Annotated in this window: 7 protein-coding genes; 6 read left to right on the forward strand and 1 reads right to left on the reverse strand. The window is 57.3% G+C overall.

The annotated features are described in order from the left end of the window. The first annotated feature begins 2 nt into the window (after positions 1-2). The 6 genes from H040_RS25365 to H040_RS25390 all read left to right on the forward strand — a co-directional run bounded on the left by H040_RS25365 (position 3) and on the right by H040_RS25390 (position 15,308). Positions 3-2,447 (forward strand): hypothetical protein, encoded by a 2,445-nt coding sequence (locus H040_RS25365; protein ID WP_027919472.1) that lies wholly within the window; start codon positions 3-5, stop codon positions 2,445-2,447. After that, on the forward strand, positions 2,444-5,332 hold the full coding sequence (locus tag H040_RS25370) for a hypothetical protein (protein ID WP_027919471.1): 2,889 nt from the start codon (positions 2,444-2,446) through the stop codon (positions 5,330-5,332). The genes H040_RS25365 and H040_RS25370 overlap by 4 nt, the downstream gene beginning before the upstream one ends. Then, positions 5,322-9,293 carry an RHS repeat domain-containing protein gene (locus H040_RS25375; protein ID WP_027919470.1) on the forward strand — a complete coding sequence of 1,324 codons (3,972 nt, stop codon included), beginning with the start codon at positions 5,322-5,324 and terminating at the stop codon, positions 9,291-9,293. The genes H040_RS25370 and H040_RS25375 overlap by 11 nt, the downstream gene beginning before the upstream one ends. Positions 9,294-9,515: 222 nt before the next feature. After that, a complete protein-coding gene (locus H040_RS25380; RefSeq protein ID WP_027919469.1) occupies positions 9,516-11,501 on the forward strand; it encodes a hypothetical protein in 1,986 nt (661 codons plus the stop codon). A 114-nt stretch (positions 11,502-11,615) separates the two neighbouring features. Then, the gene (locus H040_RS25385) at positions 11,616-13,796 is read left to right on the forward strand and encodes an autotransporter outer membrane beta-barrel domain-containing protein (protein WP_050437228.1); all 2,181 of its coding nucleotides are present in this window, start codon (positions 11,616-11,618) and stop codon (positions 13,794-13,796) included. 60 nt (positions 13,797-13,856) lie between these two features. After that, complete coding sequence (locus H040_RS25390) at positions 13,857-15,308, forward strand: hypothetical protein (protein WP_143512537.1); 1,452 nt, start codon at positions 13,857-13,859, stop codon at positions 15,306-15,308. Here the strand turns inward: H040_RS25390 and H040_RS25395 are convergent. Then, the gene (locus H040_RS25395; RefSeq protein WP_256208094.1) at positions 15,292-16,077 is read right to left on the reverse strand and encodes a fimbrial biogenesis chaperone; all 786 of its coding nucleotides are present in this window, start codon (positions 16,075-16,077) and stop codon (positions 15,292-15,294) included. The genes H040_RS25390 and H040_RS25395 overlap by 17 nt on opposite strands. Between the last annotated feature and the right edge of the window lie 7 nt (positions 16,078-16,084).

Raw genomic sequence — 16,084 nt, forward strand, 5'->3', positions numbered from 1 at the left:
TCATGGAAAAGAATACTGGACTTTTTGCGGCGGGTGAGCGCTTGTCACTACAGGCGTATCTGGATTTGATGGCGAAGGAGGTGGATGGCCTTGGGTGGGATGCGATTCTTGTTTACGACAGGGTCAAGACAAACGTCATTCTGCTGCAGGAGTATATTCAGCGTTTCAATAAAGAATCCTGGTTCCCACCTGTTACGTTTGATGCATCCACCACCGCTGGCGTGATTGAGCGAGTCATCGACTATCGGTTTGATAAGCCACGCCTGTCCTTTTCTAACGCCAACCTCGAAAGTTCGCGGCTAGACTTGATTATGAAAGTCGTTGGCGGCAAGCAGATTACGATCGAAAATCCGAATAATAAAAAATTGCGGCAAGTGACCCGTATCAAGATGGCGGATGCTTTGAATGGTCCAATCCTGCGTGCGCGTGTGAACCTGGAGGAGGTCAACGTCGGCCTGACCAGAGGGCGTGTTGGCATGGATTTGAGCAAGGGGACGGCATACGAACTCTCGTTTGCGGACACCCCTATAGAGGACGCGATTGGCGGGGACGCCGTAAAGAAGGTGTTTGAAAGCTGGTTGGGCGCACATAAGATTTTTGAGCTCAGCCACATGACACGCACGGACAACTTGATGAAGCCCCAGTCCATAACGATACGGACACAGGCTTCCGCGGACAGCAAGGTATTGGGTGCCGACAGCGAGGGCGATGGCGTTGTATTGGTTTTTGTTAAGATGGAAGGCAATCAATCAGACCTGAAGCTTCCGGCAAAAGGATTTAGTTACTTTCTCCCGGGTAAGGCTGGTGAATTCTCGGCTGCGATGCTTTTTTCGGGAACCAAGATGTTTGAAAGGACGGTGCCCGTTATCATCAAAAATATGGACTACAATGGGATCGAGTTTTTTGCGAAATACGAGAATGGTGCGATTACTGCTACGAGTGGTGGGAGGGTAATGTCTCAACCTTGGGTCATAAAAGATTACTTTACTTTGTATCCCGCTGATTTCGGTGCGGTTTTTACGGATCAGCGTGATGAATATGGTCATTATGGAGACCTGAAGTTACGGTTTGTTGATGGCAAGATTAAATTGACGTGGACGGGGGGTGCCGCTGTTCCCGTGAAAATTTATGAGCATGTTCACAACAAAATGGTTTACGGGGACTTCTTATTTCGGCACAGCTATGAGGGTGCGTATGATTTGTCGCCTGATGTGAATGGTGTTATTAGTTTTAAGTTTGGAGAGAAAGTTTACAGTTCCTCGATGAGTGTGGACGGTTTTGAAGACGTAATATTCGCATACGCTGTATTGTACAGCTCGGGCTATAAAGAATTCCTCGATAATAAACTCGTTCCGCAGTTGACGGAAGGATTTGAGCGTCTGGACACGGAAATCGACACCTTCCTCCTACACAATCTGCTATTCCAAGGAAGGCAGGTGTTTCACACCGAAAGTACCCATGCCCCCGGCCCTTTGGTAACGCTCGGCCAATTGAGCCCGAAACTGACAACCTTCCAGATTAACCCGGAAGAAACCATCGTGGGCGCAGGCCGCACGTTTAAATTCAAGACCACGGGTGCAAACGTACCGGTCACCTGGTCGGTCGCAAACCTTCCGGATGAGAGCGGTAAAACAGGCGAGATCCACCCCGACACAGGCGAATACACAGCCCCCGTCCAAGCAGACTTGCCCGGCAACCATAAGCGGGTAATCGTCACCGCGAAAGCAAAATCGGGTAATGCAGTGAGCCAGGCATTGGTCGGCATCGTCAGCCGGGATATCGGCCTTGACCCGATTGTGATGATGGCCAACCCCGGTAACACCGGCTACAAGGTCCGCGCCGCAGGTCTGGATAGCAGCGAAACGATTACCTTCAAAATGTCGAACGGCGCGAAGGGCAAGGTGATCGACGACCCAGACGCCGATCCTGCAGTCCCTTATTCGAAACTGTATGTCCCCCCTGCCAGCCAAGCGGACATTGCTTCGGGGCCACGACCCATTCCGGCGCAATGGCTGGCATACCGCAAGACGCCAGAATGGACCCTTGAAGAAGAGCTGTCCGAGTACTTGCATGTTGAGCAGGTAATTGCACAAGGTTCCAAAGGAAGCAAGCAGGAAGTCGAAGTGCTGCTGCTCATGCAAAACATCACCAATTGGTTCGAATTCAAGCCGTCAGGCCAGGGAATCCAATTGGAGCACTGGAGCACCAACAAAAAGCTGGGTGATCACATCGTGCCCAAGGAGAAGACGTTCTGGTTCAAAGTCAAGGGCGCGGGAACGCTCGTTGACGGCGTATATACGCCCGATCCTTCGTCTGATGAAACCTACGCCGTCATCGTGGCGATCGAGGAAAACGACGACGTCTATAAGTGGGTGCCCGCTATTCTGCCGATCCCGTTCGTTGGGGTGGAAACCTACCTTGACATGGTCAAGGAGGACCTGAAATGAACATCCATTCCAAAGATGCCCTCCTGGAACGCCTGCGCAGTGGTGGCGTGATGCATGACTGGGGCGCGATCGTGGCGATTGATGGCGCACAAATCAATCGGATGCTTGAGCAGCAATTTTTGAGCGCATTCGACGACCAGCGTTTCATCCTGCCCTTCGAAGATGCCTTCGCCCTGGATGATAGCCAGACCGAATTCCTCACCCTCTCCAATGTGGTGCTCGGGCCGCCGCAGCTTTCGTTCGAAAGCGCTTCGATGGCCAATGCCAAGGCCAAGGTCACGCTGCCCATCCTCACCGGCAGTGTCGTCTCCAGGCTGCACTTCTCCGGCCGCCCGCCGCGTCTGAACTACAGCAAGAACTTGCATGAGCGCATGGGTTATCAGCTGAGCATGACGGTCATGTTGCAAGTTCAGGCGACCGGCATCAGCAACCAGGGCCGTTTGACGCTCGACCTGGCGAAGGGCGAGCTACCCAGTTGTAACCTCGGGGTGACCGAGAGGGCAGCTGCGCTCATAGGCCAGCGTATCAACCAGCAAATCCTGGAACACCCCTCGTATAGTCAGACCACGGTTGCCGCTACGCTGGACTTCAGTGATTTTGGGCCATTGTGCCCCGTGGACTTCACCGTGCGCACCCAGCCACATCCTGAAGGCCTGTTGAAGGATTCGCCACATGCTGGAGAGGGGGCGGTGGTGCTGTTTTGCAGGCTCAAGGTCGGTGCAAAGGATGGCACCTTACCAGCCAACCCGGCTACATTCCCCTACCTGATTCCGAATGATACTCGCGCAGACGGTGTGCCGACGTTCAATACCACGGTGCTGTTGAACCAGGAACTTAAAGGCCTTTTCACCAAGTATCAGTCAGGCATGCTGGATCAATTGCGCATGCCCAACGCCCAGGCAGTGGGTGTGCTGGAGCAGCATGACCCTCTGGATCGAGTGCTGTTCGGCAGCATCGATCCAACCCCGGACACCTACAATGTCGAGCCGTTGCGCTCGCAGATGGAGGCCGGCCAGCGGCGCCAGTTGACATTGAAGGGGGGCACAACAGCCGTCGACGCCGCCCAGCAGTTGTGGGGGGCCGAGTTGATGCAGTTCTCCATCGGTTCCAAGGATATTACCCAAGGCGGGAACTATACCTCGCAACCCGAAGGCTTCCGCCAGGCGCAGCAGGTGGTGGTGGTTTCCAACCACTTCCAGACCCAGCAGGGCGAACAAGTGCGCAATGCCCTGATTGTCGAGTCGGTCAAGGCCCTGGAGCTATCGCCGCGGGTCGCCACCTGGTCGGAGGGCGACCGGGCTATCACGTTTTCGAGTTCCGACAGTTCGGTAACCTTTGCAATTGCGCCGGGTGAGCCAGCGCACGGCAAGCTGACTGACCAAGGTGGGGGAATGGCGCAGTTCGTGCCTGACACACCTACGGAGTATGTCCCGGAAGTACTGATGCAGCGCATTGTGGCGACTGCCAGCAGCGGGGAAAGTGCCGAAGCCGTGGTGGTCATCTATGCCTACCCCGGCACGCTGACGCTCGAGCCCGATTATGTAGCCGAAGTCGATGCCGCAGAACCCATCCAGTTCGCGCTGGCCGCACAGCAGGTTGAACTGGAAAATGGAAAATCCCTCAGCCTGCCTGACCCGGCCCTGGCTACGCGTTGGGCAGTGTTCGGGGAAGGCAGCATTGACCAGAGTGGGCTGTACACCCCGCCGGCCATGCGTTCATCCATTGCAGCTGTGGTCATGGCAGAGGTCAACGAAGACCCCAGCGGTTATGCCGTGGTTGAACTGGCCGAGAAATCGAACGTTCCGCCGGTCTGGCGCGGCTTGTCTTCGTTCAGGCTGGAGGTGCGTGGCACTCCCGAATGCCTGGCCAACGGTATGCAACAGGTGGAAGTGCTGGTCACCATCGAGACCGAAAAAGTGGGCGACCTGGAAATTCCGCTGAGCCCGACCGAGATGGGTACGCTGAAATTCTATGACCTCATCAGCAATGTGCAATTGCCATTCGTACCGGCGGATGCCGATGGGGTACGTCCTGGGCCAGGTGTTGCGCCCTGGCATGTCAACCTGGCTGCAAACTCGTTCAAACGCCGCGGAGCTCCGACCGTGCGGGGTGAGGTACAAGGGGAAGGCGCGACCAAGCGCAAGCTGTTCTACTTCCAGAGCACCACTGCCGGAAACCCGGAATTCTACGCCAAGTTCACCAAGGACGGCGGCGGTGAATGGGACTCCCGCGACAAGCAGAACACACTCAAGTTGCAGAGCCTCACTGCCCCCAGCTTTCCCAAGTCGGACTACACGTTCGAGCGTGAGCGGGTATTCAATGAGCCGCCGCCTCCTGCCGATAGCCAGGACGAATTCAGTTTCAGCGACGAAACCATCGACTACTGGTATTTGTCGTGTCACCACCTGGGTGTTCCGGTGCGTTTCATGACCTGCACGCTGAGTGCGGCATCTGCTGTTCGCTGGGAAAGCGAGCAACTCAAGGAAACCTACTTCAGCTACCTGTCATATGCCTTCAACTCCCCAGGTGAGGCCGCGCCGACGGAACTGACGATCGACGGCCGCCTGTTGGCGATGGCTGATGAACTGAAGTACGAAGGGCTGAAATCCGACTTTGTCGATAACAAGGTGCCTGGCAAAGGCCAGCTGATGATCTGCCTGCATCGCGTACCTGACATGCCGTACTGGCACGACAAGATGGCCAAGGGCAGCTTCCAGAAAATGTACCGAGCCGAGTTGGACAAAGGGCTCGAAGCCCAGCTGTACGATGAAGAGGGCAACCTTCATGAGCTGCGGATCGACTTCCTGGGTCGTACCGTGCTGGATAGCCGCAACCTGCTGGTACTTAACGTAGGCAGTAATCGAGGGATCAAGGATGAGCAATAAAAACTGGTTGCATTCGAATGCGTTCAATTTCGTGAGTTTCGTGCAGAACAGTGTGGACCCACGTACCGGGCAGTACACCCTGGGTATCAGCTTGCCGGAGTTGGTGGGCAACCAGCTCATGGGCCCCTCGCTGCCACTGCGCCTGGGGTTCAACCCGATGAGCAGTCAAGATTCAGGCTTTGGTCATGGCTGGAGTTTAAACCTTACGCAATACACGCCCGCCAGCAATATGCTGGAACTGCACACCGGGGAGCGTTACAAGGTCACCGGGTCTGACATGGGCGATGGCACCGGGCTGGGCATCGACGAGCGTACGCTGGAAAGCTTCCACATGCATGAAGACACGCCAGGCACCCACTGGCGGGTAGTGCACAAGTCCGGCCTGGTAGAGTTTCTGGAGCTGCGGGGCAGTGGTAACAATACCGTTGCACTGCCGGTACGCGTCGAGGGCCCACTGGGGCACTGGATTACCTTGGCCTACGACTACAGTTACAACGGCATACCTTGCCTGACCAGCATCGAAGACGGCGCCGGGCTCAAGCTGCTTGGCTTGTCGTACACCAGTGGCGAGGTACGCCTTGACCTGCACCCAGATTCAGGTAGCCAGGGCAGGCCGTTGGCGCGGTATACCCTGGGCCTGAGCACCGAGGGTACACCTGCATTGCGCTTGCCGGTATCGGTGCAACTGCCCTTTGACCAGGATGATCCAACCGCGAGCAAGGGCAGTTGGCGCATGCAATACCAACACTTCGCTTACGAGCGCGACCGCAACCTTGCGGTGCTGCGCAAGGTGGACAACCCAGTAGGTGGCAGCGAGACCATCGAGTACGAGTACGGTGACAGGATTGGCCATCGCTTCCCGGGGGATGTACATCCGGCGTTGCCAAGGGTGAAGCGTCATCGCATCGAGCCTGGTGCCGGGCAGCCCGCCATGTTGACCACCTACGCGTACTCGGACAATAACTTCCTGGGGCGCGGGGCTGCTGGTGTCAGTTGGCTCGACAATGGCCTTGACAACCTCTACCAGTTTACGGGTGCGGATTTCGCGTATCACACGCAGATCACTCATTACCTGCACGCCGACAAACCAGAGAATGCACCAGAGCAGGTGCTGAAAACCGTTACACAGTACTACAACCGTTTTCACCTCATGACCCGCCAAGTCACTGCGCAGAACGAAAACGTGCACGAAGTGGCCACGCAGTATCACGAGGTGCCTGGCTTGCCCTTCAGACGGCAGCCGAAGTTCTTCCAGATGCCAGACACCGTAACGCGGCGCTGGAAAAAAGGCAGCGGCTCTACAGGGTCACGGGAAGAAACTGACAAGACGCTATACGACGATTACGGCAACCTGCTTGACGAAGTGCTGGCCAACGGTGTGCGCACCCGCTATGCGTATTACGCCAAGGAGGGGGCGGGTACCGACTGCCCGCCGGATCCCCAGCAGTTTGTGCGCAGCCTGCGCGACACGACGGTGATACCTGGCCCTGGCGAGCAGGGGCAAACGGTGGCGCCAATCCGCTGTACTCGCTTTACCTATGCGCAGCTGCCAGCCAGGGAGGGCGCCCAAGACAGGGCGGGTACGCTACTGGTCAAGAGTGAGACCTTACTGAACCTTGCCAGTGAAAGCGACCAGATCGGCCAGTCATACAGTGCGACGGATTACACGTATTACGATACGCACCGCGCCGGTATGGAATACGGCCGCCTCAAAACGCAGGTCACCACACTCGACGCAAAACCGACCAGCATTTCCTACGTTTATGAGATGTCGCAGGAGATCGGTGCCAATGTGCTACAAACGGTACAGACGCATACCGGCTTCGACCATGGCAAGCCTCAGGCGGACGGCAGCCCTCGTCATGCTGAAAAGGTCATTACCCTGCGTCAGGATGTGTTGACCAACCTGCCGCTGCTCAACCGTGACGACAATGAGGTAGAGATTGCGTACGTCTACGATCCGCTGCGTCGAGTGATCGAGGAGATTGTCTCGCCCAACGACGCGGAGTTCAGGGCTACGCGCAAGTACACTTACAGTCTGGTTACCCTGGCCGGCCAGCAGGCTGAGCAAACCAGCGAGGATGTCAAGGGAGTGGTCACCCGTACCTGGGTAGATGGCCTGAACCGCGCTGTGGCGCAGGAACGTGAGGATGCGGACAACCCCGATAAATTGCGTGCCAAGGCCTTCCGTAGCAGTTACAAGATGACCCATGACGGCTTCGGCAACCTTGTCGAGGAAACCGAGTACGACTGGCTGGACTATGAGCCCGGCAACGTCGATGCCCGGGCCGCACAACAGGTTGGCAAGCCGGTGCAGGCGACGGCAGCGGAAACCGCCTACACCACGCGCTACCTCTACGATGATTGGGGCCAGCAGTATTGCCAGATCGGCCCGGACAACGTCAGGCATTTCGAGCAGACCGACCCGCAGGGCAGTGACAAGTGGAATAAAGGCCCGGTGCAAACCAGTTGGCGCGAATCGGAGGATGGCGAACTGCGTGACGCCAGCACGGGTGAACTACTGCCCACTGGCGGAGTAGGCCGAACCGGCAAGACTGTCAGCTGGCTCAACCTGTTTGAAATGCCCGTACAGGTGGAGCGCTTCGACCTCGACACGCCGGGCCAGGTCGGCGCATCCTACAGCGTGCAGCAAAACCACTACGATGGCCTGGGGCGCCTGACGCAGGAGATAGACCCTCGCAAGGCCAGCAAACACTTTGTCTACGACCTGTTTGACCGGCTGGTGGACGAAACCCTCGCTGACGGGAGCGTGGTGCACCGCGACTATGCCTCGCACAGCGGAGAAGATTTGCCGGTGCTCATCAAGGTCGGTAACAAGGTGCTCGGTGAACAAGAGTTCGATGGCCTGGCCCGCATGGTCGGATCAATTACGGGGGGGCGCAAACGGCAGATGTTCTACCTGCCGGGCCAGCGCCAGCCCCACAAGGTGATTACGCCAGCCGGTGAAACCATTCTCTACACGTACAACCCTCAATTGAATGATGAACCTGTCACGCGCAAGGTCGTCGATCCGACGTCCCAGGTTGCTGCGAAGAACCTCGATGCCACGTATGCTTACGACAAGCAGAACGCGCGCTTGAGCACTGCCGTCGAGCAAGGGGAGCAGCTCGAGCGTACCTATTTCAGCACGGGTGCGATCAAGTCGGAAGTGCGCAACGCTTACAGCATGTATTACCAGGCCAGCTTACGTGAGCGCGAACTGACCTACACCGATGTGCTCGGCCAGGTTCAGCGCTATGAATACAACACTGCAGGCCAATTGGCGCTGACGACGTTAGGGGACGTAACGGCGCGCTTCACGTATGACACCCTTGGCCGTCTGATCAAGACGGATACGCGTGAAGGGGAGCAGTTCCTGATAACGGAGTTGCGCTACGACGCGTTTGACCGAGAAGTGTTGCGCACATTCACGATGAATACAACAGAGCAAAGCCTGGCGCAGGAATATGATGTACGGGACGCTTTGATCTCGCGAACGCTGCAGGAGGGTGAGCATGTACTGCGTAAGGAGACTTATGGCTACGACGATCGAGCGCGGTTGGAGGAGTATGCCAGCGACGGTGAACTTTCCCCGGTTGATCCATTTGGCAAGACGATCCGTGAGCAGTACTTCCGCTTTGATGAAATCGATAATATCACCGATGTAGTAACGGCATTTGAAGGGGGCAGCAATCAGGCAAGTTACCTATTCGAAAATCCCGATGACCCGGCACAGTTAACCGGTATCATCAACGATCATCCTGATTACGCCAGTGGTAATGTGGAACTTAAATATAACCTGAACGGGTGTATGATCAAGGATGACGCAGGGCGTGATATGACCTATGACGGTTTGAACCGTATGATCAAAGTGATCGTGCCTGCAAAGGACGATGTTCCCGAGCAAACGTGTCACTACGGCTATGACCCTGTGGACCGGTTGGCCAGTCAGGATAGTTAGAATCTGGTTGTGTAAACGGTGATGAAACGGCCCGTGCTTGCACGGGCTTTTTCATGCCTGTCAAGGTCAGGGGAGGGTTCAGATACCTGATAAAAATGCCAGTTGTGATGCGAGGCGATTGAGTACAGGCTTCAGTCAGGACCGAGGCATCCGGGATGCTGCTGCCGATCAGGTACCTCAGTCACTGAACTATGACTGCGCCGATCAACGGGAGATCTTGCAATGAGTGATTCAGCTGGTAAGCGACCTGCGGTGAACAAGGGTCAGCCGAAACTTCGCCCGATTCGTATTCATCATGCTCAGCCACTCGCGTTGTCCGCCCCGGGCGTTGACACAGTCATGATTGCAGACCCTGCCGATAATACGGTCAAGGTCGAATACCTGGAAGATGATAGCAAGGTATTTAGAATTACCATTCCTACCTGGGTCTTGGCGCCCCCCGGGCGGTACGACACATTGGTTGTTCGGCATGTGCAAAGCGGTACGCCGGTCTTGGAGAATGAATTTAATCGCGACGATGCCGATAAATTTCCACTCGCAATCGAATTTAACCGTGCGCAGTTGGACGCGTGGTCGGATGGTGTAAATAGTTTTGACTACCAGGTGATGTACTACAACGGTATGGAGGACGCATCGGGCCCCCTTGACGTCAGGTTTGACCGCAAACCACCCTACGAGAAAGCGTACCCTGCTGCGTTCCCGGTAATCGCCAATATTACTGACGCTAACATGGCTACCGTAAAACTTTCATTGCCCGATTATCCAGACCGGGCCGACGGCGACAAGGTGTTCTGGTTCTGGCTCAACGAAGTACCGGCTGAAGGTGAAGACGTCGACCCTGACGGCTTTGCCGACGTGGGTAAGTTGCCGCAGGATATCCCCGTGCCTGCCGACGTCATCAGAGCGAGGGGGGACGGCGGTATATACGCGCTCTACGTATTGATGGACAAGGCGGGTAATGTCAGCCGGATTTCGGCCGCACGAGAGGTGGGGGTGGCCGTAGGCCCACTGCCTGGCAACCTGAAAGACCCTGTAGTGAATGCTGCTGCTGATGGCGTGATCGACCAGCAGGATGTCTTCGACGGTATCGTCGTGCAAGTGCTGGCATTCGATAACGCCAAGCCTACCGACCAGGTGCGGGTGATTTGGGGTAGCGATGAGTCCGAGTGGCGTGAGGTGGGCAGCCTCAACGCATTTCCGATGGACTTTCGGATGACACCGAAGGTTGTTTGGGACAGCTACGGTGGCAGCAGCAAGGGTGAGGTTGCCGTGACGGTGGCATACGAAGTGCGCAGGGGCACCGTGCCGCAAGGGGGGCGGGGCATCGAGGTCATGGTCAATCTCGAGCGCATTGGCCCAGTCGGCCCGGGTCCCGATCCTGATCCGGAATGGCCAGACCCGGTAAACCCGCGGCTGCCACTTCCTGCTGTTTACGGCAAAGTGTCCGACACCGAGAACGAATTGCTTCCTGTTGATGAGTTTGAAAATGCGCGCTTGATGCTGGTTATTGATAAATCGTTGCAGGAGAAAGACGAACTCACGTTCTACTGGGACGACGCCCATCTCGACAGTTTGGACTATCCATTAGCAAGCGATGATATCGGTGAAGAGGTGGAGTTCGAGGTGCCATGGGCGGCCATCGCAGCGAGGGGCAACGATATCGTTCCGGTCCACTACAAGGTCAGGCGACCCGGCAACCCGAACGTTGTAGGGTCCGATACCGTCGATGTGGACGTGACTGCCATCGACATCCATCCGGAGAAACCAGAGTTCCTGGGCGGCAATACCGGTGCACCTGTCGGCTGGCTAACCTGCGGTGCGCTGTACGATGAGGATAATCCTGACCCGCTTGACCCTGCAATCCGTGTTCGGGTGCCGGACCTGGCACAGTACGGGCTCAAGGCAGGTGACACGGTGACTTTGAAATGGACAGCTGTTCAAGGGTTTGTTGGTGAGACAGTAATACCGGGTGTGGCCCTGGAAGAAGCTATCGAACTCACAGCGACCAACATCAATGGTTTCGTTTGGCGTGTCCAGCCTTATGAAGACCATATTCTCCCCATTTATGACTTTGCGCCTCCTGATCACGATGGGCGAGGGAGGGTGCACTATGAATTTACGTTGGCTGGGCGCTCTTATGTATCGGACATCGAGGAACAGGTGGTTTCCATGCATGGACCTTCAGGCTCCTGCCCTTTGAAACCCTGAGCCTGTGAGGGAGGGCCGTCCACTTGCGTTTGACGGCTTTTCCTACAGATTTTGGCGTAATTTCTTCGTAGCTTTGTAAGTCTTCGACGCATTTCTTACAGGCGAGCCTTTCTTATGAAGTCTATTCACTGTTTCGGTCTGAATGGGTTAACCCGAAGCCTAAGAGCCTCCTTGCTGCTGCTCTGGACCGCTCCGGTTTGGGCGCAAACTATTGTCGATGGTGAGTTGAACATTGACCCTTCGACCGCGCTTGACAGTTATCAGGTCAATGCGGGGGGGCAACTCAATGCCACTGGCGCCACCACCCAGCGCATCAGGGCAAACGCAGGCAGTGGGTTGAACCTGCAGAGCACCACGGTTGATGGGGGAGCATCGGAGGGCGTGACACTCGTTTCAGCGAACGGGACTATCAGCGGCAATAGTTCCATAAGCGCCGACCTGTTCGGTTTGCGCCTTGGTCGCCAAGGCAGTGTGGGCTCGACGGTGACGGTCAGTGACAGCCATATCGAAGGGGGGCGTGGGGGCGCGTCGCTGAGTGCTGGCTCTACACTGGTGCTGGAAAACAGCACGCTGGTCAGCAATGGCAACTTAGCAGCGGCGGAACTGTTCGGTGATGCCAGCCTGACTGCCAGGGGCAGCATCATCCGTGGTGCGCGCATCGGTCTGGAGATTCTGGCCGACCCAGATTTTGCCGATGCGGCCAAGGTGAACCTGGTCGGGACGCATGTCGAAGGTCTGGACGGTTCGGCAATCGTCGTGGGCGATGCCTTCCTGGGGCCAGCGAGCGCCAATATCCTGGTCGGGGCAGGGTCGACCCTCAAGGGCAGCAACGGCACCCTGCTGGAGGTGTTGGGCGACTCCACGGCAAACCTGAGTGTCGACAACGCCCAATTGGTCGGAGACATTCGTGCCGAAGCAGGTTCGACCGCGAATGTGAGCCTGGATAACCATGCCAGCCTTACCGGCCGCCTGGAAAATGTGGCAAGCCTGACGCTGGCCAATCAGGGCCGCTGGACTATGGTCGAGGGCAGCCAGGTCGGCAAGCTGCAGATGAACGGCGGTGAGGTGCGCTTCGGTGAAGCCAACCAGTACCAGCGTTTGACCCTGGGTGAGTTGTCGGGGAGCGGTACGTTCATCATGGACGCCGATTTCGCCACCGGGCAGACCGACTTCCTTGAAGTGACCGGGAATGCCAGCGGCAACCACAGCTTGCTGGTCGGTAGCAGCGGTGCAGAGCCGGCCGGACCGAATTCGTTGCACCTGGTTCACGTCGATAGTGGCGATGCTTCGTTTTCGTTGCTCAACGGGCCGGTCGACCTGGGGGCGTTTTCCTATGGCTTGGCGCAGCGCGGTAACGATTGGTACCTTGACGGCTCGAGCAAGGTCATCAGCCCTGGCACTGCATCGGTGCTGGCGCTGTTCAATACGGCGCCAACGGTCTGGTACGGTGAGTTGACCACCTTGCGTGGACGCATGGGCGAATTGCGCCTGGACGAGCGCAAGGCCGGGGCTTGGGCCAGAGCCTACGGCAACCAGTACAACGTCAGCGACCAAGCAGGTTACAAGCAAACCCAACAAGGATTTTCCCTGGGGGCTGACACACCGTTGCCTTGGGGCGATGGGCAGTGGCTGGCCGGGGTCATGGCCGGCCACAGTTCGTCCGACCTCAACCTGACCCGCGGCGGTTCTGCCGAAGTCAAAAGTTACTACCTCGGCTTGTATGCCACCTGGCTCGATGCAAGCAGCGGCTACTACTTGGATAGCGTGGTCAAACTCAACCGCTTCGACAACGATTCGAAAGTAACGCTGAGCGATGGCGGGCGTGCCAAGGGCAGCTATGACAACCTGGGCGTCGGTGGGTCTGTAGAGTTTGGCCGCCATATCGCCTTGGGTGAGGGTTACTTCGTCGAGCCCTATACCCAGTGGTCGGCCGTGAACATTGCGGGCAAGGATTACCACCTGGACAACGGTCTCCAGGCAAAGGGTGACGACACCCGGTCGCTGCTGGGCAAGGCTGGTGCCACGCTGGGGCGTACCTTCGACCTGGGTGAGGGGCGTTTCGCCCAGCCCTATGTGCGCGCCGCGTATGCACATGAGTTCGTGAGTAATAACCAAGTGAAAGTCAATGACCACCGTTTCGACAATGACCTGGCCGGTTCGCGTGGTGAACTGGGGGTCGGGGTCGCGGTGGCGATGGACGAGCGCCTTCAACTGCATGCCGATTTCGATTACAGCAACGGTGAACGGATCGAGCAGCCTTGGGGCGCCAATGTTGGCGTGAGCTACCGCTGGTAATGTTGGCCAAGGGCGAGCGCAAGCTCGCCCTTGGCGTTTCCAGTCCTGGAGGAAGGCATCATGCCAATGGATTTAACACACAATGACGGTGTTCTGGAGCCTCCGTTAGCACCGGCGATGCTGGACGACATCACAGATGGCGCACCAGGTTTGTTGCCAGTTGCAGCCCTCAGCCAGCCCTTGCGCATCGAGGTACCGCAGTGGCCGATTTCCAGCCCTGGGCCGGATATGCCGGAAACACTCTCTTTGTACTGGGGGGGCGAGTTGGTTGATGCAAAGACCTGGTATGCGGCCATCAACCCCGATGAGCTATTTATCGATGTGCCGACCGACTCATTGCTCAAAGAGGGTGAGTTCCAGGTCACCTACCGTGTTCTGGGCTATAACGGTGTCGAAATCGGTTCCAAGCCCTTGACCTTGACCATTGATCGCACCGCTCCGGTTTTGGGGGGTGACAGAGGGCGCCTGGAATTTCCCGACCTGGGCTCGCAACCGGTGACGGACAAGTTTCTCAAGGACAATGGCGAAGTGTTGCGCGGGCAGGTGCCGGTCTACCAGACATTCATGCCGGGCGACACGATCGTGTACTACTGGGATGATGAGCCGTTGGACAATACCCAGGTAGGCGAAGTCACGTTGACCAGTCAGGATGCCGGCAATCCCGTGATCATCGAATATGACGGCAAGATGATCCGGGAACGCGGTGATGGTGGCCGCTATGCCCAGTATCTGGTGCGCGATCGCGCAGGAAACAGTAGCCCGGTCTCTGTGCCCAAGGCCGTTACCGTCGATGCCAAACCGATTCCGCGGGTACTTCCCAGGCCAGAGGTGCCGCTGGCGACTGGCAGCCAGGAGCAGGTGACCCTGAAACTGGTCGACGTTGATGAGCCTGTGGAAATAAGAATCCCTGGAACGGCGGTCATTCATCCGGGCGAGCCGTTCACGGTGGAATGGGCACCTGGGCTGTTCGGTGAGCAGTTGTTGCAGGGTGTGGAGGGTGTGAGCAGCTATCGTGTTGCCGAGCGTCATGTGGTTGCCCTGAGCGGCAAGACAGTGCCGCTGCGTTACACGGTAGACGGGAGCGACGGCCCATGGTGGTCTGATGTCAGGCGGGTGGTGATAGAGCCGCTTCCACGCTCCAGCATGCCGATTCCACAGCTATCAGGTACGACAGGTACCACGTTCAGTTTGAAGCAGCAGACGCGGGACCCGGCCATCACTCTGGCGCCCTGGAAGTTGATAAGCCAGGACCAATGGGTTCGTATCGAAATTCGCGGTGTGTCCGCTGAAGGCGCCAGTGATCTGCAGGTCATGCGCAATCATGCCGTCACAGAGGGTGAGTTGACGTCAGGAATCGGTGCAACAGGTGACGCGACGGTGCCGCTTGCGTTCTTGAGCAGTTTGCTGCTGGGGCAGAACTTCACGATCGAAGTGATGGTCAGTTTCGACGCCGGCCGTACCTGGCCGGCGCTGCCGAATTTCGAGCCGCTGGAGATCACCTTGCTGGCCTGAGTGACAGAGGCTGCTGCATGACGGCGGTAGAGGCGCCATAGTCGTTAAGGGTATTGAAGGTCACCTGCAGCCCCTGCAGCTTGCGGACCTGCGTCAGGCGGTAGGACTGTTGGGCGAACGGAAGTGCCATGGCCATGGTGCTGGGTTTTTCCGACTGCCCGGCGCCATTGACTTCCAGTTGGTCGAAAGTGAAGTGAAAAGGCGTCGGGTTGTCGACTACCAGATGCAAGCCGTCATCGCGTTGCTCCAGGAACCAGTTCAGATTCTTGACGTTATCTTGCGGCAAGCCCTTGAGTTGGCTGGGCCGATAGAACAGCTTGATGCGTGTGCGCATGGCGATGTTCAGTTGATTTTGGCCAGACGCTTCCTGCTGCGGGATTTCCTGGACATTGAAGAAAAACAGCGACTCACGGTCTTGCGGCAGGTCGTTAGGCAGGCGGTTGATCTGCACAAGCTGGTCTTTGCCAGGGGCCAGGCGGAAAAGCACGGGGGTCGGGACCAAAGGTACGGCCGTGAGGGTATCGTCTGTCTGGGTATTGACCCACGTCTGCACGGCGAAAGGCCTGTTGGTCGGGTTGGCGATCACAACCGATGAGCTGCGAGCGTCGCTGGTGTGAATCACCCGTGTGGCGTTGATGGTCAGCGCGGCTTCGGCGGCTGGTAATGAAAGGGCCAGGCACAGAGGAAGCAGGGCGCGTCGAAGGCGTTGGTATCCGGTGTTAGACATGATCTGCACAGAGTATTGTGAAGGAAGGGCCGCGCCGCGCATGGTGCGG

This window comes from Pseudomonas sp. URMO17WK12:I7, from assembly GCF_003269045.1.
Lineage (GTDB): Bacteria > Pseudomonadota > Gammaproteobacteria > Pseudomonadales > Pseudomonadaceae > Aquipseudomonas > Aquipseudomonas putida_J.